The organism is Pseudomonas sp. P9_31 (assembly GCF_034008235.1).
Taxonomy (GTDB): domain Bacteria; phylum Pseudomonadota; class Gammaproteobacteria; order Pseudomonadales; family Pseudomonadaceae; genus Aquipseudomonas.
The window spans coordinates 2,570,766-2,593,038 of record NZ_CP125375.1; the positions used below are offsets into that span (position 1 = coordinate 2,570,766).

The following is a 22,273-nucleotide window of genomic DNA, read 5'->3' on the forward strand; positions in this document are numbered from 1 at the left end:
TTTGCGAACCAAACAGCACTCACGCCATCGGTGGCAGCCGGCGCTTGACCGGGGTCTTCTTGACGATCGCAGTGTTGGTTTCGGCGTGGCTGTTGAGGCGGTCGAGGAGGGTGTCCAGTTGTTCCATCGAGCGTACATGCAGGCGGGCGATGAAGCAGTCATCGCCGGTGACTTTGTCGCACTCGGTGAATTCAGGGATGGCCTGAATCTGTCGCTCCACTTCCTGCAATTGGCCCGGCAACGGGCGGATGCGGACGATCGCCTGGAGTTGATAGCCGAAGGATTTGGGGTCGACCTCAACGGTATAGCCCTTGAGTACACCGCGTTCTTCGAGGCGGCGCAGGCGCTCGGCGACGCTGGGCGAGGACAGGCCGCTGATCTGTGCCAGGGCCTTGAGTGAGCGGCGTGAGTCTTCCATCAATGCGCTGATCAGCACTTGGTCGATGTCATCGGTCATGGCGAAACCCCTGTTAGGCAATCGGTTGAATAAGCCTTGATAAAAAAGGCAGAAACCGAGTTTAGCCTGCTTTTTGCACTGGAGAAGCCCCCCCGTGGATTGGCATACTTTGGGCTCAAACACAGGAGGTTGATGATGGACAGAACACTACGTCGCGGGTCATTCGAGATGACCGCCGCCATGCTGATATCCGGGACCATTGGCTGGTTCGTGCTGGTGTCCGGGCAACCGGTGCTGGACGTGGTGTTCTGGCGCTGCGTGTTCGGTGCCGGCACTTTGTTGCTGATCTGCGCGGCGTTCGGCTTTCTGCGCCCTGGCATTTTGACGTCCACCACCTTCTTGCTGGCGGTACTGAGCGGTGTAGCGATTGTCGGTAACTGGGTGCTGTTGTTCGCGTCCTACTCTCGCGCCTCGATTGCCATCGGCACGGCGGTTTATAACGTCCAGCCGTTCATGCTGGTGGGGCTGGCCGCGCTGTTTCTGGGGGAGAAAATCACCCTGCAGAAACTGTTCTGGCTGGGCATTTCGTTTCTCGGGATGCTGGCGATTGTCAGCGCCCATGGTGAGCAAGGCGAGGGCGGCAACGATTACCTGATGGGGATTGCTCTGGCGCTGGGGGCGGCCTTGCTTTACGCGATTGCCGCGTTGATCATCAAACGCCTGACCGGCACGCCGCCCCATCTGATTGCCTTGATCCAGGTCTGCACCGGTGTGTTGTTGCTCGCGCCCTTTGCTCATTTTTCGGCGATGCCGCAAGCACCCAGTGCCTGGGCCAGCCTGGTGACCCTGGGCATCGTGCATACCGGTTTGATGTATGTGTTGCTCTACGGCGCGATTCAAAAGCTGCCGACCGCCCTGACCGGCGCACTGTCGTTCATTTACCCGATTGCGGCGATTTTCGTTGACTGGTTCGCCTTCGGTCATCGCCTGGAACCGCTGCAATGGATCGGTGTCGCCGCGATTCTGTTGGCCGCTGCCGGGATGCAACAGGGTTGGAGCCTGAAGCTTCGGCGGGTGGCTACACAATAAACGGCCTCTCAGATGTTCCAGCGCGGTGCGGTCTTCGCCAGACGCTGGCGCATCTCGCCGATGTTCGCGGTCAATTGTCGGGTCAGCAATCGGTAGCCATCCAGCGGACTGTAGACCGGCGCATCGAGCGTTGAGTCCGATGGCGGTTCGGCTGGCCGGCTGAGCCGTTGCGAAGCGCCCGATTTCAATGCCCGAGCCATACCGATCAGTTGCACCCGGATCTGTCGGTGCTCGGCTTTCAATGCCGACTGCAGATGGGCCATTGCCTCGGCGTCATCGGCATTCGGCCGGCTATTGCCGAGGATTTCCAGGATGCTGATGCACATCCGCAAATTGCGCTGAATCGCATCGAGTTCGGTCATGGAAACCCGCACTTCCTTGGACACCGAGGGCATCAGTGAGCGCAGTTGCACCATGACCGTATTCAAGCGATTCATGAGCTTCAGGTGTTCGTCAGCGTTGACGGACTCGCCGTTGATGATGCGGCCGTAGATGGCCGCGCAGTCGCGCAACGCATCGGCCAGGTTGTAGCGCCAGGAGTACACCGCGTACAGCGGCAGGGCGAAGGAGAAGGCCAGCGCCAAGGCGATGCCGATCAGAATATCCACCCCGCGCCACAAGCCATCGGTGACCGGGTTGTCACCGTGCCCCGCGACGATAAACACGGTGATCGCCGACAACAGCGCCGTGTAACCACCCTTGCCGATGGCGTGGTACGAGAAAAATCCGCACACCACCGACATCGCGAAATAGGTCAGCCACGGCATCCCGAGCCAGGCCTGTTGTGCCACCAGCAACAAGCCGACACCGGCCCCGATCAAGGTGCCGATGGCCCGCTCGGCGGCTTTTTTGCCGATATTACCGTGGTGTTGCAAGCCACCGATCACCACCAGCATGGTCACCGACGCCCATTCGCCGTGGGGCAGGTGGATGCCGGTGGTCAGCAGGATCGTCGCCAGCAAGCCCAACGAAACCCGCACCGCATGGATCAGTTTGGCGTGGCGGTAGCGCCGGTACGGGTCCAGCAACGGACGCAGTATTCGGCGCAACAGCGGTGGCAGTCGAAGGCCTCTGATGATGCTCAGGCTCGGTGTCCTCAGAAGATATAGTCGGTGGTCAGGAAGCTCGAGTTTCGTCCGCTGATGATCTCGCTGATGAGCTCTTTACTGCTTTCCTGGAACTTGGTCGCCACCAGGGTCCGGATCGAAAACACTCGCAGCGCATCGTGCACCGATAACGTGCCCTCGGCGGAGTTCTTGCGACCGTTGAACGGGTAGGTGTCCGGGCCGCGCTGGCACTGGGCGTTGAGGTTAATGCGGCCGACCTGGTTGGCGAAAGTGTCCACCAGCCTGCCGACCGCCACCGGGTTGGTGCCGAAGATGCTCAGTTGCTGGCCGAAGTCCGATTCCAGGACGTAATCGATCACGGTGTCCAGATGACGGTACGGCACGATCGGCACGACCGGGCCGAACTGTTCTTCCTGGTAGACGCGCATCTGCGGTGTCACCGGGTACAACACGGCCGGGTAGAAGAACGATGCGCGGGCTTCACCGCCATTGGGGTTGATCACGGCTGCGCCTTTGCTGACCGCGTCCGCTACCAGCGAATGCAGATAATCGACTTTGCTCGACTCCGGTAGCGGCGTCAGCGCCACGCCGCTGTCCCATGGCATGCCAGGTTTCAGGGAGGCGAGTTTGGCGTTGAATTTCTCGATGAACGCTTCGACCACGTCTTCGTGGACGAAGAGGATTTTCAGTGCGGTGCAGCGCTGACCGTTGAACGACAGGGAGCCGGTGACGGCTTCGCTGACCGCGTTGTCCAGATCCACCTCTGGCAGGACGATGCCGGGGTTCTTCGCATCCAGGCCCAGCGCCGCGCGCAAGCGGTGAGGTCTTGGATGGAGTTTTTTCAGGTCGCTGGCGGCCTTGTTGGTGCCGATAAACGCAAAGATATCGATCTTGCCACTTGCCATCAGCGCGCTGACAGTCTCGCGGCCGCTGCCGTAAATGACGTTGATTACCCCGGCCGGGAAGCTGTCGCGAAAGGCTTCCAGCAGCGGGCGAATCAACAGCACCCCAAGCTTGGCCGGCTTGAACACCACGGTGTTGCCCATGATCAGCGCCGGAATCAGTGTGGTGAAGGTTTCGTTCAGCGGGTAGTTGTAAGGCCCCATGCACAACGCCACACCCAGCGGAACGCGGCGGATCTGGCCGAGGGTGTCCTGCTCGAGTTCGAAGCGGCTGGAGCGGCGGTCGAGTTCCTTGAGGGCGTTGATGGTGTCGACGATGTAGTCGCAGGTGCGGTCGAACTCTTTTTCCGAGTCCTTGAGGTTCTTGCCGATCTCCCACATCAGCAACTTGACCACTGCCTCGCGCTGCTGACGCATGCGCCCGAGGAAGGTTTCGACATGCTGGATGCGCTCGGCCACGCGCATGGTTGGCCACAGGCCCTGGCCGCGGTCGTAGGCGCGGACGGCCGCGTCCAGAGCGGTCAGTGCAGTGTCGGCATCGAGCAGCGGCGTGCTGCCGAGGATCACTTGTTCATCGCCATTCGCGCCACTCAGGTACACCGGGCTGCGGACCTGGGCGAGGGACCCGGACCAGGTTCTCAGTTCGCCATCGACCAGGTATTCTCGTTGCTCGGTCTGGCCGTTGAGGCGGTATTTTTCCGGGATGCTGTCGGCGGTGGGAAACAGGTTGCCAAGGATCGGTGCTGTGGTCATGTCGCTACCCCGTGTGGATTGGGTGATGCACTGATGAATCGTTTTAGCAGACCTTGGCCTCGCTTGTCATGACTCATCGACTCATCACATGGTTACAGCAATGTGTGCTGCTTTCGCCGGGCTTTCAAGCGCTGGAGCCTGCGCGCGTTTTGTAATGAAACTCCCCGTAGCAGCTGCCGAGCCCGCGAGGCTGCGTTCGGCGGCGATCTTTTGCCCTGAAAACACACAAGTAACGATCCCCCAGTTAAACTTCACGCTCTTTCTAAAGGAGTTCATATGAGTTATTACCAGCCGGGCATTCTCGCCACCCCCGTTCCGCCTCAAGCTCGTCATATGTTCTTCGCACTTGAATCCGCCGAGGCACTGCCGGCTGCGCTGGATAACCTGATGCGCCTGGTGGACGGAAAATCGGCGGTGGTCGGTTTCGGTGAATCCCTGGTCAAGGCGCTGCACGCGCAGATCGACGGGTTGCGGGCCTTTCCTGCGCTGGTCGGTGTCGGCGTCGACAACCCGTCGACCCAACACGCGCTCTGGTGCTGGCTGCACGGTGTTGACCGTGGCGAATTGCTCAACCGCAGCCGCGCGATCGAAGCCGCATTGGCACCGGCCCTGCTCCTGGTGCAGATGAACGAAACCTTCCGCCACATGAATGGCCATGACCTGACCGGTTATGAAGATGGCACCGAAAACCCTCACGACGAAGCCGCTGTAGCGGCTGCGTTGCTGGGTGAGGGCGCTGAGGGGCTGGTCGGTGGCAGCTTCGCCGCGATCCAGCAGTGGCAGCATGACCTGAAGGGCTTTCACGCGATGGCGTCCCATGAGCAGGACAACATCATGGGGCGGCGCCTGAGCGACAACGAAGAACTCGACGACGCGCCGATCTCCGCCCACGTCAAACGTACCGCCCAGGAAAGCTTCGCACCTGAAGCCTTCGTGGTCCGTCGCTCGATGCCGTGGATCGAAGGCGATCGCGCCGGCCTGATGTTCCTGGCTTTCGGTTTTTCCCTCGATGCGTTCGAAGCCCAACTGCGGCGCATGAGCGGTCTGGAAGATGGCATCACCGACGGCTTGTATCGCATCAGCCGACCGATCACTGGCGGCTACTACTGGTGCCCACCGCTCAAGGACGGTCGCCTCGACCTGCGCGCACTGCGCATCGGCTAAACCTGCGGGAGTGACTATGAACGTGGTGCGCTGGGGCATGATCGGGTGTGGCAGTGTGGCCGAGCGCAAGAGTGGACCGGCCTTCTACAAGGTGCCCGGCTCGGCGCTGGTGGCTGTGATGGGGCGGCGTCTGGAGGCGGTGACCGATTACGCCGCGCGCCACGGCATTGCCCGGGTCTACACCGACGCTAGAGCGCTGATCAATGATCCCGAGGTGGACGCGGTGTACATCGCCACCCCACCCGACAGCCATTACGCCTACAGCCTGCAAGTGGCGGCCGCCGGCAAACATTGCTGCGTCGAAAAACCAATGTCGCTGAATGCCGGGCAAAGCCGTGAGATGCAAGAGGCCTTTGCCGATGCGGGACTGCACCTGTTCGTTGCCTATTACCGACGTTCGTTGCCGCGCTTCCAGCAAGTGCGGCAATGGCTTGCCCAGGGGCGGATCGGCGACGTTCGGCACCTGACCTGGACGCTGACCAAAGCGCCTTCACCGAGTGATCTTGGCGGCACAGACAACTGGCGCACCAACCCGGCGATTGCCGGTGGCGGTTACTTCGCCGACCTCGCCAGCCATGGTTTCGACCTGTTCCAGTACCTGTTGGGCGATATCGTCGAGGTCGCTGGTTTCACCGCGCACCAGTCTGGCCTCTACGCCGCCGAAGACGCCGTCAGCGCCAGTTGGCGCTTTGCATCCGGGGCGTTGGGCATGGGCTGCTGGAATTTCGTGGCGGACCGTCGCGAGGATCGGGTGGAGGTGATCGGCAGCCAAGGCCGGATCAGCTTTTCGGTGTTCGACGAACACCCGGTGCAGCTTGAAGCCGATGAACACCTCAGTCTGTACATCGAGCATCACGAACACGTCCAGTGGCACCACGTGTTGGGCATGAACGCCCACATCCGTGGCGAAGCGCAACACCCGGCGGTGGCCGAACAGGCGTTGAAAACCGATTGGGTGATGGACCAGATCCTCAAGCGCGGCTGAAAGAAAAGATCGCAGCCTTCGGTAGCTCCTGCTGGTGGGGGCGCATAACCGTGTAGGAGCTGGCGCAGCCTGCGATCTTTTGATCTTGGGGGCGTGCTTTCCCTTCTCTCAACATCAAAGATCACAGCCTTCGGCAGCTCCTGCGCTGACTGGCGGTCCTTGTCAGGTAAAACTCAAAAGAGTACAAATGTACTCCATGACGACTTTAACTCCCCGCCGTACCGCTATCCTGACCTTCATCCGCGATCGAATCGCCGAACATGGTCAGCCCCCGAGCCTCGCTGAAATCAGCGAGGCCTTTGGTTTCGCCTCCCGTAGCGTGGCGCGCAAGCACGTGCTGGCGCTGACCGAAGCCGGTTTCATCGAGGTCAACCCGCATCAGGCGCGCGGTATCCGCTTATTGAACCAGCCGCCGCGGCCCGAGCTGCTGGATGTTCCGGTGCTCGGCCGCGTGGCGGCTGGTGCGCCAATTGGTGCCGATGCCGAGGTCCACAGCCGTTTGCTGCTCGATCCGTCGATCTTCTCGCGGGTACCGGATTACATGCTGCGGGTCCAGGGCGACTCGATGATCGAGGACGGCATTCTCGACGGCGACCTGGTGGGCGTGCGGCGCAACCCCGAGGCGCTCAACGGCCAGATCGTCGTGGCGCGGCTCGACGGTGAAGTCACCATCAAGCGTTTCGAGCGGGTTGGCGATTCTGTTCGCCTGTTACCACGCAATCCGGCTTACCAGCCGATCATTGTTCGAGCCGATCAGGACCTGGCCATCGAAGGCGTGTTCTGCGGCCTGGTGAGGCAAGGGTGATGGGCGCCGTCGTTGCGCTGGATACGCTGTTCAATGGTGGCCAGGTCTGGAAGGGCCGACCTGCGCCACCGGCCGTCAGCCCGCAACCCACGGGGCATGCGGCGCTGGATGCGGCATTGCCGAGCGGTGGCTGGCCGGAAGCGGCGCTGAGCGAAATCCTCCTGGCCGGGCAGGGCGTGGGTGAGTTGCAACTGGTGTGGCCGGCGCTGGCGCGGCTGTCGGCGGCAGGTGAGCGCATCGTGCTGGTGGCGCCGCCTTACGTGCCGTATCCCCAGGCCTGGCAGAACGCCGGGGTCGATCTGCGCCAGCTGTCGATCATCCAGGCCAGTGAGCGCGATGCGCTATGGGCGGCGGAACAATGCCTGCGTTCGGGCAGTTGCGGGGCGGTGCTGTGCTGGCCGCACAAGGCCGACGATCGGGCGTTACGACGTTTGCAGGTGGCGGCGGAAACCGGGCAGACCCTGGCGTTCGCCTATCGCCCGCTCAGTGAGGCCATCAACCCGTCGCCAGCGGCCTTGCGCATTGCCATTGACGCCAAACCTGCTCAGTTGCGGGTGCTCAAGTGCCGGGGCGGGTTGGCCCGTTCGGCGCCGATTGCCTTTGCTGTGGGGCATTGAGGTTGCCATGCGCTGGGTTTGCATTCTCTTCCCACAATTGGCGCTGGACGCGGTACTGCGTCAGCGCCCCGACCCCGATGAGCCGTTGGCGCTGCTGACCGGCCCGGCCCAGCGTCGGGTGTTGCAAGCGGTCAACGGTTCGGCGCGGGCGCTGGGCTTGCGGCCCGGTCAGTCGATGACCGCCGCCCAGGCCTTGAGCAAAGGGTTCGTCACCGCCGAATACGATGCCGCCGAGATCGAACACTGGCAGCAGTTCCTGGCCGCCTGGGCCTATCGGTTCAGTTCCCAGGTCAGCGTGCATTACCCGCGAGCCGTGGTGTTTGAAATCGAATCCAGCCTGGGCTTGTTCGGGCCCTGGCCGCAGTTCGAGGCGCGGTTGCGCGCCGAGCTCGCTGAGCTGGGGTTTCGTCACCGGATTGTCGCTGCGCCCAACCCGGTGGCGGCGCGAGTGCTGGCCAACGTTTATGACGGTCTGGTGGTGCCGGACGATGAAGCCTTGCAGCACCACCTCGGGCAGTTGCCCGTCGACCGGGTCGCTCTGGAGCCAGGCGTTGCCACGGCATTGTCGCGCATGGGGCTGCGCACGTTGAGTCAGGTGCAGGCGCTGCCCCGGCATAGTCTGGCCCGGCGTTTCGAGGCGCAGGTGCTCAAGCATCTGGACAGCCTGTTCGGTGAACGGCGGCTGGCGCTGGCGTTTTATCTGCCGCCGGACCGGTTCGATGTACGCATCGAGCTCAACTTCGATGTGCAGTCTCATCAGGCGTTGCTGTTTCCATTGCGCAGGCTGACCGGCGATCTGTCGGCGTTCCTCTGTGGTCGAGACAGCGGTGTGCAGCGTTTTGACCTGCACCTTGAACACGCCGGGTTGCCGGACACGCTGATCAAGGTCGGCCTGCTCAGCGCCGAGCGCGATCCGGCGATGCTGTTCGAACTGGCCAGAGGAAGGCTGGAGCAGGTTCAGGTCGAGGCCCCGGTGCGCGGTTTTCGTCTGCGGGCCGAAGATTTACCGGCCTTCGTCCCTCAGTGCCAGGAGCTGTTCGACGATCGTCCGCAGCAATCCTTGCCCTGGGAGCAACTGCGCGAACGCTTGCGCGCACGGCTGGGGGATGACGCGGTGCAGGGCTTGCGGTTCCAGGCCGATCACCGGCCGGAGTGCGCGTGGCAGGCCACTGTCGACAGCCAGGGCTGTGGGGTACTGCCGGCCGTGCAACGTCCGGGCTGGTTGCTGATTGAACCGCAGGCGATACACGAAGGCTCGACGCGCATCCTCATGGGGCCGGAGCGCATTGAGTCGGGTTGGTGGGACGGCGACGACGTACGCCGCGATTACTACCTGATCGAAACCCGTACCGGTCAGCAGGGCTGGGCCTATCGGGCGGTGGGTGAAAACGGTCCGTTGTGGCTGCAAGGCTGGTTCGCATGAGTGTCGACTATGCCGAACTGCACTGCCTGTCGAACTTCAGTTTCCAGCGCGGTGCTTCCAGTGCGCTTGAGCTTTTTCAACGGGCGAAAAAGCAGGGCTATCGAGCGCTGGCGATCACCGATGAGTGCACGCTGGCGGGTATCGTCCGCGCCTGGCAGGCGGCCAAGGCCGTGGAGCTGGCGCTGATCATCGGCAGCGAAATGCGCATCGAAGATGGCCCGAAACTGGTGCTGCTGGTGGAAAACCTCGAGGGTTACCAAACCCTGTGCCGACTGATTACCCGCGCCAGGCGCCGCACGCAGAAAGGCCAGTATCAGGTGCTGCGGGAGGATTTCGGCGAGCCGTTGCCGGGGCTGTTGGTGTTGTGGGCGCCAGATACAGTCGATGACTTTGCGCAGGGCCACTGGCTGAAACAGACCTTCGCCGAGCGCCTGTGGCTGAGTGTTCAGTTACATCGCGGGCAGGACGACACCCGGCGACTGGCGGCGCTGCTGACCCTGGCGCGGGAACTGCGAATCCCGGCGGTGGCCAGCGGCGATGTGCACATGCACGCCCGTGGCCGACGCGCCCTGCAGGACACCATGACTGCGATTCGCCATCACCTGCCGGTGGCCGACGCCGGATTGCGTCTGCACCCCAATGGCGAACGACATTTACGCAGCCTCGACGCCTTGCGCGATCTCTATCCGCAGGCCCTGCTCGACGAAACGCTGAACATCGCCCGGCGCTGCACCTTCGACCTCGGTCAGTTGCGTTATCAATATCCCCGGGAGCTGGTGCCCGACGGTCATACGGCCACGTCCTGGCTGCGGGTTTTGGCAGAAAAGGGTATTCGGTGGCGCTGGGAAAAAAGCCCCAAGGCCGAGGTGTTGGCGCAGATCGACAAGGAACTGGAGCTGATTGCCGAGCTGGGGTACGAAAGCTACTTCCTGACGGTTCACGACATTGTGAATTTCGCCCGCAAGCAACACATTCTCTGTCAGGGGCGAGGTTCTGCCGCCAACTCGGCGGTGTGCTACGTGTTGGGGATCACGGAGATCGATCCGGAGCGGAGCACGCTGCTGTTCGAGCGTTTTCTCTCCAAAGAGCGCAACGAACCGCCGGACATCGACGTGGATTTCGAGCACGAGCGCCGCGAAGAGGTCCTGCAGTACGTGTTTCAGCGCTATGGCCGGGCCCGTGCGGCGCTGACGGCGGTGGTCAGCACTTACCATGGTGCCGGCGCAGTGCGCGATGTGGCCAAGGCACTGGGTTTACCGCCGGATCAGGTCAACGCCCTGGCCGATTGTTGCGGTCACTGGAGTGATCAGGCGCCGCCCGTCGAGCGCTTGCGTGAAGGTGGTTTCGATCCCGACAGCCCTGTGTTGCGCCGGGTGCTGAGCCTGACGGGGCAGTTGATCGGTTTCCCCCGGCACCTGTCCCAGCACCCTGGCGGTTTCGTGATTTCCGAACAGCCTCTGGACAGCCTGGTGCCAGTGGAAAACGCCGCCATGGCCGAGCGCACCATCATCCAGTGGGACAAGGACGATCTGGATGCGGTCGGGTTGCTCAAGGTCGATATTCTGGCGCTGGGCATGCTCAGCGCGATTCGCCGTTGTTTCGACCTGCTGCGTCGGCACCGTGGCCGTGACCTGAGCCTGGCGACGGTGCCGGCCGAAGACCCGCAAACCTACGAGATGATTGGCCATGCGGACACCATCGGGGTGTTCCAGATCGAATCCCGGGCACAGATGTCGATGCTGCCGAGGCTCAAGCCCAAGAACTTCTACGATCTGGTGATCGAGGTGGCGATCGTTCGTCCGGGGCCGATTCAGGGCGGGATGGTGCATCCCTATCTGCGACGGCGTAAGGGCGAGGAAGAGGTGAAATACCCGTCGAAAGAACTTGAAGCGGTGCTGAAACGTACGTTGGGCGTGCCGCTGTTCCAGGAACAGGTGATGCAGATTGCGATTGTTGCCGCCGACTACAGCCCCGGCGAGGCCGATCAATTACGCCGCTCCATGGCCGCGTGGAAACGCCATGGCGGACTGGAACCGCACAAGGAGCGTCTGGCCGATGGAATGAAAAAAAACGGCTACACGGCGGAGTTCGCCGCGCAGATCTTCGAGCAGATCAAAGGCTTCGGCGATTACGGTTTTCCCGAATCCCACGCCGCCAGTTTCGCCTTGCTGACCTACGCCAGTTGCTGGTTGAAATGCCACGAGCCGGCGGCCTTCGCCTGTGCGTTGATCAATAGCTGGCCCATGGGTTTCTACAGCCCCGACCAGATTCTCCAGGACGCTCGCCGACATCATTTGCAGATTCGCCCGGTGGACGTGCGAGCCAGTGATTGGGATTGCAGCCTGGAACCGATCATCGGCGCGCAGCCGGCCATTCGCATGGGGTTGCGGATGATCAAGGGCTTTCGCGAGGACGATGCCCGGCGTATTGAGGTCGCACGGTCGAAAGGGGCGTTTGCCGACATCGCCGACCTTGGCGAACGGGCACGACTCGATGCCCGCGCCCAGGAGCAACTGGCCGATGCCGGTGCACTGCGCGGGCTGGCCGGTGACCGGCATCGGGCGCGCTGGGAAGTGGCGGGGGTACAGAAACAACTCGGTTTGTTTGCCGGTTTGCCGAGTCAGGAAGAGCCGGCGGTGTCTCTGCCCAAACCCACCGTGGGCGAGGACCTGCAAGCCGATTACGCCAGCGTCGGCACCACCCTCGGTCCGCATCCGCTGGCGTTGCTGCGGGGTGAACTCAAGGCCCGGCGCTGTCGCAGTTCCAGGGAATTGCTGGCGGTCGAGCATGGGCGTCCTGTCAGCGTCGCCGGGCTGGTCACCGGTCGGCAGCGTCCGGGGACCGCCAGCGGCGTGACCTTCGTGACCCTTGAAGACGAGTTTGGCAACGTCAACGTGGTGGTCTGGCGCGACTTGGCTGAACGGCAACGGCAGGTACTGGTCGGCTCGCAATTGCTCAAGGTCGATGGGCGCTGGGAAAAGGAAGGCGAGGTGCGGCACCTGATTGCCGGGCGCTTGAGCGATCTGAGTTCATTGCTTGATGGCATCCATGTGCGCAGCCGGGATTTCCGCTGAACCTGCGCTATTGACCGAATATGCGCGCAGGCGCTGCCGAAGCAGTGTCGGTCACCCGATTGCCGGCGTACCAGTACGCGACTGCTATCGGCAGGGCATCTGGCGGGCTTGTTGTACGGGCCACTTAGAGGCCACGCGAGAATCAGCTATACCTCTATGAAACCATTGGCGTTGGCGGTGCTCGAAACAAACGGGCACGCACCGTCTCCTCACGCCGTTGCACTGCCTGAAGACATGTCATTCACAGGACATAGGCCAGTCGATGCAGTTTCTAGACAATAGTCACGGATGTACTGGCTGGAGCGGCGAAATGGCCGGACGCATTCGCGCGTTCGACTGGAGCCTGACCGAGCTGGGGCCCATCGAGACCTGGCCCGGGAGCCTGTGCAGCGCGGTGCAGTTATTGCTCGCCTCACCGCTGCCGATGGTGATGCTGTGGGGCCGACCCGGTTACATGATCTATAACGATGCCTACTCGAGGTTTGCCGGTGGGCGCCATCCTTACCTGCTGGGTTCCCCGGTGGAATTGGGTTGGCCAGAGGTCGCCGAATTCAATCGGCATGTGGTGGATATCTGCCTTGCGGGCGGGACCTTGTCCTATCACAACAAAGCCTTGGTGCTGTTGCGTGACGGTGTCCCCGAAGACGTCTGGATGGATCTTTATTACAGTCCCGTCGCCAATGATGACGGACACCCTGCCGGGGTCATGGCGATGGTGGTCGACACCACTGACCATGTGATTTCCGAACGCCGGCGTCAAGAAGCCGAAAACGCTTACCGCGCCGACAACGAAAAGGTTCGCCTGGCCCTCAATGCCGGGGCTTTGCTCGGCTCGTTCGTCTGGGACATCAAGGCCGATGTATTGTCTGGCGACGAACGCTTCGCCCGCACATTTTCCTACCCGCCTGATCAGGACCTGGCCAACCTGCCACCCCTCATCGCCGAAATGCAGATTCATCCCGACGACCGCAGTTGGGTTCAGGAGCGGCTCAATCAGTCGGTGGAAACCGGCATCCCCTATAACGCCGAATATCGGGTTCTGCGTCCCGATGGCAGTTACCTGTGGGTGCTCGCCAGCGGGTGTTGCGAATTCAACGAGCAAGGTGAAGCATTCCGCTTTCCGGGGGTGTTGATCGACATCCACGAGCGCAAGATCGCCGAAGAATCGTTGCTCAAATTCACCCGCAACCTGGAGCAGCGAGTCGCCGACGAAGTCGAAGCGCGACTGGCGGCCGAAGAGCAGTTGCGTCAGTCGCAAAAACTTGAAGCCATCGGCGGTCTCACCGGCGGCGTGGCCCATGACTTCAACAACCTGTTACAGGTGATCGCCGGTAACCTGCACTTGCTGGCGCGTCACGAGCCGGACAACGCCAACGTGCAACGGCGGGTCAGTGCCTCGATTGCCGCGGTCGAGCGCGGTGCCAAACTGTCTTCACAGTTGCTCGCTTTTGCCCGTCGTCAGCCCCTGTCGCCAGCCGTCTGCGATCCACGGCAGATTTTTGAAGGGCTGGGGGAATTGTTGCAGCGGGCGCTGGGGGAGACCATTCAGATCAATGTGACCCTTTCACCGAATCCCTGGCATATCTATGTCGACGGCAATCAACTGGAAAACGCCATTCTCAACCTTGCGATCAACGCGCGAGACGCCATGAGTGGCGAGGGGACCATTGCCCTGAGCGCCGAGAACATTGCCCTCGACCGCAAGTTTTGCGCAGGCAAGGGCATCGCCGCCGGCGACTATGTTTGCGTTGCGGTGGCTGACACGGGCGTTGGCATGTCGCCTCAAGTGCTCGCACAGGCCTTTGAACCTTTTTTTACCACCAAGGCCGATGGTCAGGGCACTGGCCTGGGGTTGAGTATGGTGTTCGGTTTCGTCAAACAGAGTGGCGGGCACATCGAGATTTCCAGCGGCGTCGGACAAGGCACTCGGGTGCAGCTGTATTTTCCTCGCAGCTTGCGTCCGTTGCTCGATGAAACAACGCGCCATGATCCGCAGCACCGGGGCGGGCACGAAACCATTCTGGTGGTCGAGGACAACGAAGCGGTGCGCGGCTCGGCGGTGGATTTGTTGCGTGAAGAGGGCTATCAGGTCCTGACCGCGGCTAACGGTGATCTGGCGATGCAGATGTTGCTCGATGGCGTGACGGTGGACCTGATCTTCACCGATGTGGTCATGCCCGGCTTGATCAAAAGTTCGGATCTGGCCGCCTGGGCCAAGGTGCAGGATCCTCCGGTGGCGGTGCTGTTTACCTCCGGCCACACCCGGGACATTATTTCGCGCAATCACCAACTCAGCTCCGACACTTATTTGCTGAGCAAACCTTATGGCCCTGAAGCGCTATTGAGCAAGATCCGCAGCGTGCTGAATGGTTGATTCCGGATTTGCATTGACTGTGCAATTCATGTGGGAGCAGGTGGCGGCAAAAGCTGTGCCCATGCCGGTGCTCAAGGCTACGGCAAGGGTGAGTTGACGCACGTTGAATCCGTCCATTGGTCATTCTCCGCACAGGTTTGGATGGGCGATTCGAATGATCGTCACTCAATGGAGATTGGCGCTCGGGCAAAGGTTTTATCGCTTTTGCGACAGGGCGACGAACGGACACCGCTGGTCTGATAGGCGGTCGACAGAACACGGTAAGCAAGGCCATTCTGATAGCTGGTGAGCGCAGCCGATCGCGCTTGCTACCGATTAACCAACGGAGGTGTTCCATGCCGGTGACTCATGATCTGTATCAGGATCTGAAACTTTCAAAGGAAGAGATCCAGCAAAAACGCACCAAGGATCCGTTACTGGATTCACTGATCAACAAGTATTCGCAGGCAGACGCGGAGGTGTTGAAGGCCGAGTCCGCACAATCAGATGCGCCCAGCGATGAGGCACTGAAGAAACTCAAAGAGAAGCGCTTGCAGGTGAAAGACAAGATCGTCCAACAACTTCACTCATCGTCCTGATGTGCCATGTCGAGCCACCGACGACCGGTGACTGAAAAATTGGAACGGGGATCAATACCGGCACCTCGAACGATCAGAGTCCGACGTTACGGCTCCACGCGAGGTGCCCCATGCCCCATTCAGCCTTTCCCAATAAAGAAAAGTACCCCAGCGAAGAACAGGGCGGCTACGACCCGATCCCGACCCATCCTGAACCCCTGAGTCCGGGACGCACTACCGTCAACCCGGAGGAAGAGCCGGGCATCGATGAACTGCCGGATAACGAAGATATAAGGCCTCTGGAGCAGGACGACGTCACTGACATCGACCCGCAGCGAGTGCGCGAAAAGACAGACAATGCGGTACGCGAGGGTGAGATGGATCCGCGTTGATTCAAGATCAAAAGATCGCATGCCTATTTCAATTTCAACGCCGTACTCAACGGCAACCGCGCCATGTGCCGCGCTTTCAGCGACCCCAGATACAACCAGTCCCCATACTCGCGTACCGTGGTAATGGGTGAATAATTGCCGCTGCTGGCGTCCTGCAGATTGGCTATCACTTTGCCGTCGAGGTTCAGGCCCAGGGCGAAGGCGCGTTTCTCCACCGGTATCGGCAGAACTGTCATTGCCCGCACGATCATCTTGCGCAGCAGAGGGTAGGGCGCCAAGGTGTCAAGCAGTGCATTACGCGGTGCATACAGCGCCACCCAGAAACGGTCGCGGCCATTGAATGCCAGGTTGTCCGGCAGCCCCGGCAAATTGTCGATGAACAGATCGTGGGTTCCGGCTTTCGGCCCGGTCAGCCAATAGCGGCTGATGCGATAGGCGCCGGTTTCGTTGACCAGCACAAACGCATCGTCAGGCCCCAGGGTCACACCGTTGGCGAATTCCAGTTTCTCCAGCAGGACCGTCGTCTTGCCGGTCTGGAAGTCATAACGCAGCAAACGGCCGTCGCCGCCGTGCTCGATGATCGCCTCGCCATCCTTGCCGTAACCCCAACGGCTCGAAGCATCGCTGAAATAGGCGTAATGCCCGGGCTTGTCGATGGCCACGTCGTTGGTAAAACCGAAGGGCACACCGTTGGCTGTGGTGGTCAATGGAATCAACCGGCCCTGAGCATCGAGCGACAGCAAACCCTTGATGCCGTCAGCGATCACCAGCAAACCATTGGGATGCCGCGCAAGGCCTAATGGCCTGCCACCGGTATCAGTCAGCACCTGGGTGGTTTTGCCATCCAGGCTGGTGCGAATCAATCGGCCGTCATGCAGGCCGGTGATGAGGACGTCTTTCTCCAGCAGCAACGCCTCCGGGCCGTCGATGTCAGCGGCACCGACACGTTCCACGCCTTTGAGTCGCTGATTGTCGGCGTAGATGCCATCGGCGAGGGAGGGCGCCGGTGGCGGAGTCCAGGCGACCGGCTGAACCTTGGTCGGCAATAACAGCAGCAAGGCGCTAATCACGATGATCAGCAGCAACAAGTGCCGAAACTTGAGAGGGCTTTTCATGCACTGACTCCTGCCGGGGCCAGATGTTTTTGGGCCATCTCGCGTAACGCCAGCATCGACTCCGCCGATTCGCGCTCGATGCGCCGCTTGAGCAACAGACGATTGGTTATGCGCATCCCCAAGCCGCTGTAGTGATATTCCAGGGTGCGGACAAACCGCGTGCCGTCGCCCTCAACCTCACACTCGTAAGTCACACGACGTACACGCCGAAGTTGAAAAACAACAGGGTCAGCGGCACCGCCAGCCATTCCAGCGGTTGCACCTGATGCACCGTGCTCCAGAACCCACCGATGGCCAGCACCCCGAACAGCAACACAAAGGCGCCGTGCAACCAAGAGTTGTAGAGCGGATGAATGTCGGCACGGTAGCGCGCGGAACGCTTCGGTGGTCTGCCTCACTGAGTTCACCTGTGGTTATTGTTATAACCAGCAGATTAGCCGATCCCGCCGCGCAGGCGCGCCGAACCTTGAGGACACAAGCGCCATGCTCCGGTGCAGGGCGCCTGTTTGGCGTCAGGTCAACGGGTTCCAGCGCTGGGACCAGTCGTCGTCCGTCTTGATCACTTCACGCAGCAGGTCGAATGCTCGTTGCAGGGTCGCCGAGTCACGGTCCCGGGAGTAAACCAGATAGGTCGGGTAGCTGAACTCCGGGGCTTTTGGCACTGGCTCCAGCACGCCGCTTTCCAGGTAACTCTGGACCACTCGAGTGCGGAAATAACCGCTGCCGCCGTTTTCCAGGATGTATTGCAAGGCCAGCGGTCCGAGGTTGAAGCTCAGGGCTGCCTTGGCTTTTTCCGGCAGGGCGGCATCGTGCTGGCGACGGAAGTCCGGGCCCCAGTCGATATACACGTAAGGGTCGGGCCGTCCGGTCAGGCGTACCAGGATGAGCTTTTCTTCCAGCACCTGCTCGACTTGCAGGCCTGGCCAGTACTCGGGCTGATAGACCAGCGCTGCATCCAGCACCCCCAGCTCCAGTTGCCGCAGCAGGGTTTCGCCGTCGCGGATTTCCATGCGCAAGGCGTGGCTGGGAATCTTCTCGCGCAGCTCGCCCGCCCAACTGAGCATCAACGGGTTGCACAGACTGACCTCGCCACCGATGTGCAGCACGTCGCGGTAGCCCTCGGGCAGTGGCAAGTCCCGGCGTGCCGCTTCCCAGGTTTGCACCAGTTGATTGGCGTAAACCACAAAGGCCTCACCGTTCGGTGTCAGGCGTGCACCGGCGCGGTTGCGCACGAATAGTGTGCAGCCCAACTGACTTTCGAGTTTCTGCACGCGGGCGGTGATCGCGGTCTGGGTGACGTGCAGCTTTTCGGCCGCCGCGGCCAGGCTGCCGTGGCGGACGATTTCCAGAAAGGTGCGGGCGAGGTCGATGTCCATGGGCAGGCCGATGTGGGAGGTGCGGGCATTGTAAGAGCAGCATTTGTCTTCCGATACCGCGTTATCGTTCTTCGCGAGCAAGCCCGTTCCCACATTCGACCTGTGGCGTGAAAAATATCTTTACCCACCACCCAACCCATGTAGGAGCGGGCTTGCTCGCGAAGAGGCCCTGTCAGGCACCGCAAATCAATCGGCCAATTCAACATCCCGAACAATCGCCCAATCGGCTACCAACCGCTGTGGCGTGCCACACGCCTTGCGCTTGAACACAAAGCTACGGCACTTCTCGGCGAACTGTTTGCGGTTTTGCACCATGTCCTGATGCATTTCTTCCAGCTCGGCATTGCGGCAGTGCTGCATCAATTGAGTATCGAGTTGGCTTTTGCGCTCACGCACCGCCCGGTACGCCGGATCACTCAACGCACCGTTGGCCCGTTGCAATAACCACAGACCAAACTCGTCCGGGCAGCGCGGGCCGATTTCCTGGACCATGCCCAGTTGCAAGGCCTGGGTGGCGCTGATCGGCAGACAGTCTTCGGTGAGTTTTTCCGCCATCACCTGGCCAACGGCGCGGGGCAGGCTGTAGGTCCAGTATTCGGAACCGTACAGGCCCATGGATTTGTAATGGGGGTTGAGCACGATGTCGGACCGGGCGAAGACGATATCGGCAGTCAGCGCCAGCATCACGCCGCCGGCCCCGGCATTGCCGGTCAGGCCGCTGACCACCAATTGCCGGGCGCTGAGCAGTTCCTGGCAGACGTCGTCGATCGCCTGAATGTTGGCCCAGGCTTCCAGCCCCGGAACCGCTGCGGCCTGGATCACGTTGAGGTGCACGCCGTTGGAGAAACTGCCGCGTCCACCCTTGATCAGTAGCACTTGGGTGTCCCGGGACTTGGCCCAGCGCAGGGCCTCCACCAGTCGCTGGCATTGTTCGGTGCTCATGGCTCCGTTGTAAAACTCGAAGGTCAGCTCGCCGACATGGCCTGATTCACGATAGCGGATCGGTTGATAGCTTTCGTTGTTGAAGGGCTCAGAGGCGATCGACCAATCAAGGGTCGGCACCTGCGCAAGCTGTTCGGCGAGTACATGCCGGGCCGGACGTTTGAAGGTTTCTTCGCCGGGCCGGGGTTTGCATCGCAGCGAACCGATCCACAGGCTGTGATCACCGGTCGCCACCAGCACCGCATCGTCGTGCACCGCGAGAATCTCCCCCGGCATGCCGCTGCGCGAATCCAGATGAGCGTCATACAGGTAGTACTGACCGCCGGTCAGGCTCGCCAATACGCCGGGCTGGCCGTCGGCGGCGTCGATGCAGCGTTTGATGAAACGTGAGCTGTCGTGCCAGCTGAAGATCCGATCGGCTTGCTTCATGTTCGGCTGCAAGCGGCCAATCACATGGCGCTGGCTGTAATCCAGGGGCACTGGAGCGAGTCCGTCGATGAATTTCTCCACGACTTCGCGGATACAGGCGATCGCCGCGTCACTGACGCGCCCGTTGTACAACTCGGATTTGCGCAGGTCTTGGGGCAGGTTGAATTCACAGGTGGCCCAGACCGGTCCGGCGTCCATTTCCTCCACCGCTTGCAACGCGGTCACGCCCCAGCGGCCGAGTTCACGGCTGATCGCCCAGTCCAGCGCACTGGCGCCACGGTCGCCGACGATGCCTGGATGAATGATCACCACGGGACGCTGGAGGTTGCTCCACAGTTGCTGCGGGACCCGATCCTTGAGAAATGGGCAGATCACCAGGTCGGCACCGGAGTGTTCGATCTGCTCGCACACCGCGTCTGCATCGGTGAACAGCACCACGCTGGGCGAGTGACCGGCCTGACGCAAGTCCAGCCAGGCCCGCTGGGTCAGACCGTTGAACGCCGATGCCAGCAGAATGATCTTCAATGACCGCATGATTGACTCTTCCTTGAGAATAATAGGCCGCAGGCTCCCAATGAGCCGTCCGTGGCCTTCGATGGAAGCGCGATAGTAGAGAGTGTGCGGTGGCGAACAAGTGATCGAGATCAAGCTTGTGTCAGTGAGTGCTTCGGGACAGAAGGGACGACGCATGTTTAATGTGGGAGCGGGCTTGCTCGCGAAGGCTGTCTGACATTCAACAAAGATGTTGAATGTCAAACCGCTTTCGCGAGCAAGCCCGCACACATTGGATGGATGGTGTTTGGAGATATTTCGTTCAGAACGCGAAACAGGAACAGCCAAACGCTCCCCAGAACCCTTGAAAGTCACTGACCGGCGCTGACGACAACCGCGCCCGCTCATGGCTGTGGGCATGCACCGCGCAAGCGCCCACGCACTGGTGCACTTGCGCGGTCAGTGGCGCCAGGGGTTTCCAGTGCCCCGGTACATTCACCACCGGCGACCATTCAGGCACCACCGGGATTGGCGGTGGCCCCAGTTTTTCGAACTCGACGCTACCATAGACAATCTTGCCGTCGACAATGGTCAGCACCGACTCGATCCACTTGATGGCTTCATCTTCGATGTGAAAGTAGTCCGCCGACAGCGCAATCAGGTCCGCCAGTTGCCCGACCTTGATCTGGCCTTTCTTGCCTTGTTCGGAAGAAAACCAGGCGCTGCCGTGGGTGAAGAGTTCCAGCGCCGTATCGCGGCTCAAGCCTTGCGGGTAGAGCGCCAGCCCGCCGACGGTACGGCCGCTGACCAGCCAGTACAGCGACGTCCAGGGGTTGTAGCTGGAGACGCGTGTGGCATCGGTGCCGGCGCCCACCGGTACGCCCTCGGCGAGCATGCGCGCGATGGGTGGTGTCGCTTCGGCCGCCTTCGCGCCGTAACGGTCGACGAAGTATTCGCCCTGGAACGCCATGCGGTCCTGAATGGCGATGCCGCCGCCCAAGGCCTTGACCCGTTCGATGTTCCGGGGAGTGATGGTTTCGGCGTGATCGAAGAACCACGGCAAGCCGTCGAACTGAATATCCCGATTGACCTTCTCGAACACGTCGAGCATGCGGCTGATGGATTCGTTGTAGGTCGCGTGCAGGCGGAAGGGCCAGCGCTGCTCCACCAGATGCCGCACCACCGGTTCCAGCTCCTGCTCCATGGTTTGCGGCAGGTTGGGGCGTGGCTCGAGGAAGTCTTCGAAATCCGCTGCCGAGAACACCAGCATTTCCCCGGCACCGTTGTGCCGCAGGAAGTCATCGCCCTGGCCGTAATGGGAGGTGTTGGTCCAGTTTTTGAAATCGCTCAGCTCTTCCTTGGGTTTCTGGGTGAACAGGTTGTAGGCAATGCGCACCGTGAGCTGTTGGTCTTTGGCCAGTTGCTGGATGACTTGATAATCGTCGGGGTAATTCTGATAACCGCCGCCGGCATCGATGGCGCTGGTGACGCCCAGTCGATTGAGCTCGCGCATGAACTGGCGGGTCGAGTTGACCTGATATTCCAGTGGCAGCTTCGGCCCCTTGGCCAGGGTCGAGTAGAGGATCATCGCGTTGGGCCGGGCGATCAGCATGCCGGTCGGATCGCCGTTGGCATCGCGCTGGATCTCGCCACCCGGCGGGTTCGGCGTGTCGCGGGTATAACCGACGACTTTCAGCGCCGCGCGATTGAGCAGGGCGCGGTCGTAGAGGTGCAGGACGAACACCGGGGTGTCTGGCGCGGCCTTGTTCAATTCTTCAATCGTCGGCAAGCGCTTCTCGGCAAACTGGAACTCGTTCCAGCCACCGACCACCCGCACCCATTGCGGGGTGGGTGTGCGATCGGCCTGATCCTTGAGCATGCGCAAGGCATCGGCCAGTGAAGGCACGCCTTCCCAGCGCAGTTCGAGGTTGTAGTTCAGGCCGCCACGAATCAGGTGCAGGTGCGAGTCGTTGAGGCCGGGAATCACCGTGCGCCCATGCAGGTCAATGATTTGCGTGCCGGGGCCTTGCAGGGCCATGGCCTGGGCATCGCTGCCGACCACCACGAAGCGCCCATCCTTGATCGCGACGGCACTGGCCTGGGGTTTCTTGCGGTCGACGGTGTGCAGGCGTCCGTTGTACAGAATCAGGTCGGCGGGGGTGTCGGGCATGGTTTTGCTCCCTGCGGTTAGCGGACTGATCCAGGCACCGATGGCGCCTGCCGAAAGACCTTGCAGTACACGGCGGCGACTGAAGTCGTTGTGCTCGTCAGGTGGACTCATGGCAGTGTTCTCCGCTCAGTTCTTCACAAAAGAAGCAGG

At 61.4% G+C, this 22,273-nt stretch carries 18 protein-coding genes and 2 pseudogenes; 10 read left to right on the forward strand and 10 right to left on the reverse strand.

What is annotated here, in order from left to right:
- Positions 1–19 precede the first annotated feature (19 nt).
- Complete coding sequence (locus QMK51_RS11540) at positions 20–457, reverse strand: Lrp/AsnC family transcriptional regulator (protein WP_258700226.1); 438 nt, start codon at positions 455–457, stop codon at positions 20–22.
- A gap of 135 nt (positions 458–592) precedes the next feature.
- Here QMK51_RS11540 and QMK51_RS11545 point away from each other — a divergent pair, with 135 nt between their 5' ends.
- Positions 593–1,486, forward strand: coding sequence for a DMT family transporter (locus tag QMK51_RS11545; protein WP_258700227.1), 894 nt, complete (start codon positions 593–595; stop codon positions 1,484–1,486).
- Positions 1,487–1,494: 8 nt separating this feature from the next.
- Here the strand turns inward: QMK51_RS11545 and QMK51_RS11550 are convergent, their stop codons facing one another.
- Together QMK51_RS11550 and QMK51_RS11555 are read right to left on the reverse strand one after the other, a co-directional pair.
- The gene (locus tag QMK51_RS11550) at positions 1,495–2,538 is read right to left on the reverse strand and encodes an FUSC family protein (protein WP_320394504.1); all 1,044 of its coding nucleotides are present in this window, start codon (positions 2,536–2,538) and stop codon (positions 1,495–1,497) included.
- 44 nt (positions 2,539–2,582) lie between these two features.
- Positions 2,583–4,208 (reverse strand): NADP-dependent glyceraldehyde-3-phosphate dehydrogenase, encoded by a 1,626-nt coding sequence (locus tag QMK51_RS11555; protein ID WP_258700228.1) that lies wholly within the window; start codon positions 4,206–4,208, stop codon positions 2,583–2,585.
- Between the two features lie 276 nt (positions 4,209–4,484).
- On the opposite strand from QMK51_RS11555, the gene QMK51_RS11560 reads away from it, so the two are divergent.
- The 7 genes from QMK51_RS11560 to QMK51_RS11590 all read left to right on the forward strand — a co-directional run bounded on the left by QMK51_RS11560 (position 4,485) and on the right by QMK51_RS11590 (position 14,650).
- Positions 4,485–5,372: a Dyp-type peroxidase gene (locus QMK51_RS11560; protein WP_320394111.1), complete on the forward strand. Its 888-nt coding sequence runs from the start codon at positions 4,485–4,487 to the stop codon at positions 5,370–5,372.
- 16 nt (positions 5,373–5,388) lie between these two features.
- Positions 5,389–6,357 carry a Gfo/Idh/MocA family oxidoreductase gene (locus QMK51_RS11565; protein WP_320394112.1) on the forward strand — a complete coding sequence of 323 codons (969 nt, stop codon included), beginning with the start codon at positions 5,389–5,391 and terminating at the stop codon, positions 6,355–6,357.
- A 187-nt stretch (positions 6,358–6,544) separates the two neighbouring features.
- On the forward strand, positions 6,545–7,162 hold the full coding sequence (gene lexA / locus QMK51_RS11570; RefSeq protein WP_258700231.1) for a transcriptional repressor LexA: 618 nt from the start codon (positions 6,545–6,547) through the stop codon (positions 7,160–7,162).
- A complete protein-coding gene (imuA, locus tag QMK51_RS11575; protein ID WP_258700232.1) occupies positions 7,162–7,779 on the forward strand; it encodes a translesion DNA synthesis-associated protein ImuA in 618 nt (205 codons plus the stop codon). The genes lexA and imuA overlap by 1 nt, the downstream gene beginning before the upstream one ends.
- 7 nt (positions 7,780–7,786) lie before the next feature.
- A complete protein-coding gene (locus tag QMK51_RS11580; RefSeq protein WP_258700233.1) occupies positions 7,787–9,202 on the forward strand; it encodes a Y-family DNA polymerase in 1,416 nt (471 codons plus the stop codon).
- Positions 9,178–12,276, forward strand: a complete 3,099-nt coding sequence (locus QMK51_RS11585) for an error-prone DNA polymerase (protein ID WP_413817522.1) — start codon at positions 9,178–9,180, stop codon at positions 12,274–12,276. The genes QMK51_RS11580 and QMK51_RS11585 overlap by 25 nt, the downstream gene beginning before the upstream one ends.
- A 262-nt stretch (positions 12,277–12,538) precedes the next feature.
- A complete protein-coding gene (locus QMK51_RS11590) occupies positions 12,539–14,650 on the forward strand; it encodes a PAS domain-containing sensor histidine kinase (protein ID WP_320394114.1) in 2,112 nt (703 codons plus the stop codon).
- A gap of 39 nt (positions 14,651–14,689) precedes the next feature.
- Here QMK51_RS11590 and QMK51_RS11595 read toward each other — a convergent pair.
- Positions 14,690–14,767, reverse strand: a pseudogene (locus QMK51_RS11595) (DUF305 domain-containing protein); the annotation flags it as partial.
- A 218-nt stretch (positions 14,768–14,985) separates the two neighbouring features.
- Here QMK51_RS11595 and QMK51_RS11600 point away from each other — a divergent pair.
- Together QMK51_RS11600 and QMK51_RS11605 are read left to right on the forward strand one after the other, a co-directional pair.
- A complete protein-coding gene (locus tag QMK51_RS11600) occupies positions 14,986–15,228 on the forward strand; it encodes a DUF465 domain-containing protein (protein ID WP_258700236.1) in 243 nt (80 codons plus the stop codon).
- Between the two features lie 110 nt (positions 15,229–15,338).
- On the forward strand, positions 15,339–15,599 hold the full coding sequence (locus QMK51_RS11605) for a hypothetical protein (protein WP_320394115.1): 261 nt from the start codon (positions 15,339–15,341) through the stop codon (positions 15,597–15,599).
- A 23-nt stretch (positions 15,600–15,622) separates the two neighbouring features.
- On the opposite strand, the gene QMK51_RS11610 is transcribed toward QMK51_RS11605, so the two are convergent.
- From QMK51_RS11610 to QMK51_RS11630, 6 genes and pseudogenes are all read right to left on the reverse strand, one after another.
- Entirely contained in the window at positions 15,623–16,714 is a 1,092-nt protein-coding gene (locus QMK51_RS11610) for an SMP-30/gluconolactonase/LRE family protein (RefSeq protein WP_320394116.1), read from the reverse strand.
- Positions 16,711–16,908 (reverse strand): SRPBCC family protein, encoded by a 198-nt coding sequence (locus QMK51_RS28955; protein ID WP_413817523.1) that lies wholly within the window; start codon positions 16,906–16,908, stop codon positions 16,711–16,713. The genes QMK51_RS11610 and QMK51_RS28955 overlap by 4 nt, the downstream gene beginning before the upstream one ends.
- Positions 16,908–17,112: pseudogene (locus QMK51_RS28960) on the reverse strand (SRPBCC family protein); the annotation flags it as partial. The gene QMK51_RS28955 and the pseudogene QMK51_RS28960, both read right to left, overlap by 1 nt.
- Positions 17,113–17,226: 114 nt before the next feature.
- Positions 17,227–18,090 (reverse strand): LysR family transcriptional regulator, encoded by an 864-nt coding sequence (locus QMK51_RS11620; protein ID WP_320394505.1) that lies wholly within the window; start codon positions 18,088–18,090, stop codon positions 17,227–17,229.
- A gap of 186 nt (positions 18,091–18,276) precedes the next feature.
- Positions 18,277–19,995, reverse strand: a complete 1,719-nt coding sequence (locus QMK51_RS11625) for a hydrogenase maturation protein (RefSeq protein WP_320394117.1) — start codon at positions 19,993–19,995, stop codon at positions 18,277–18,279.
- A 280-nt stretch (positions 19,996–20,275) separates the two neighbouring features.
- A complete protein-coding gene (locus tag QMK51_RS11630) occupies positions 20,276–22,123 on the reverse strand; it encodes an amidohydrolase (RefSeq protein ID WP_320394506.1) in 1,848 nt (615 codons plus the stop codon).
- Positions 22,124–22,273: the final 150 nt, after the last annotated feature.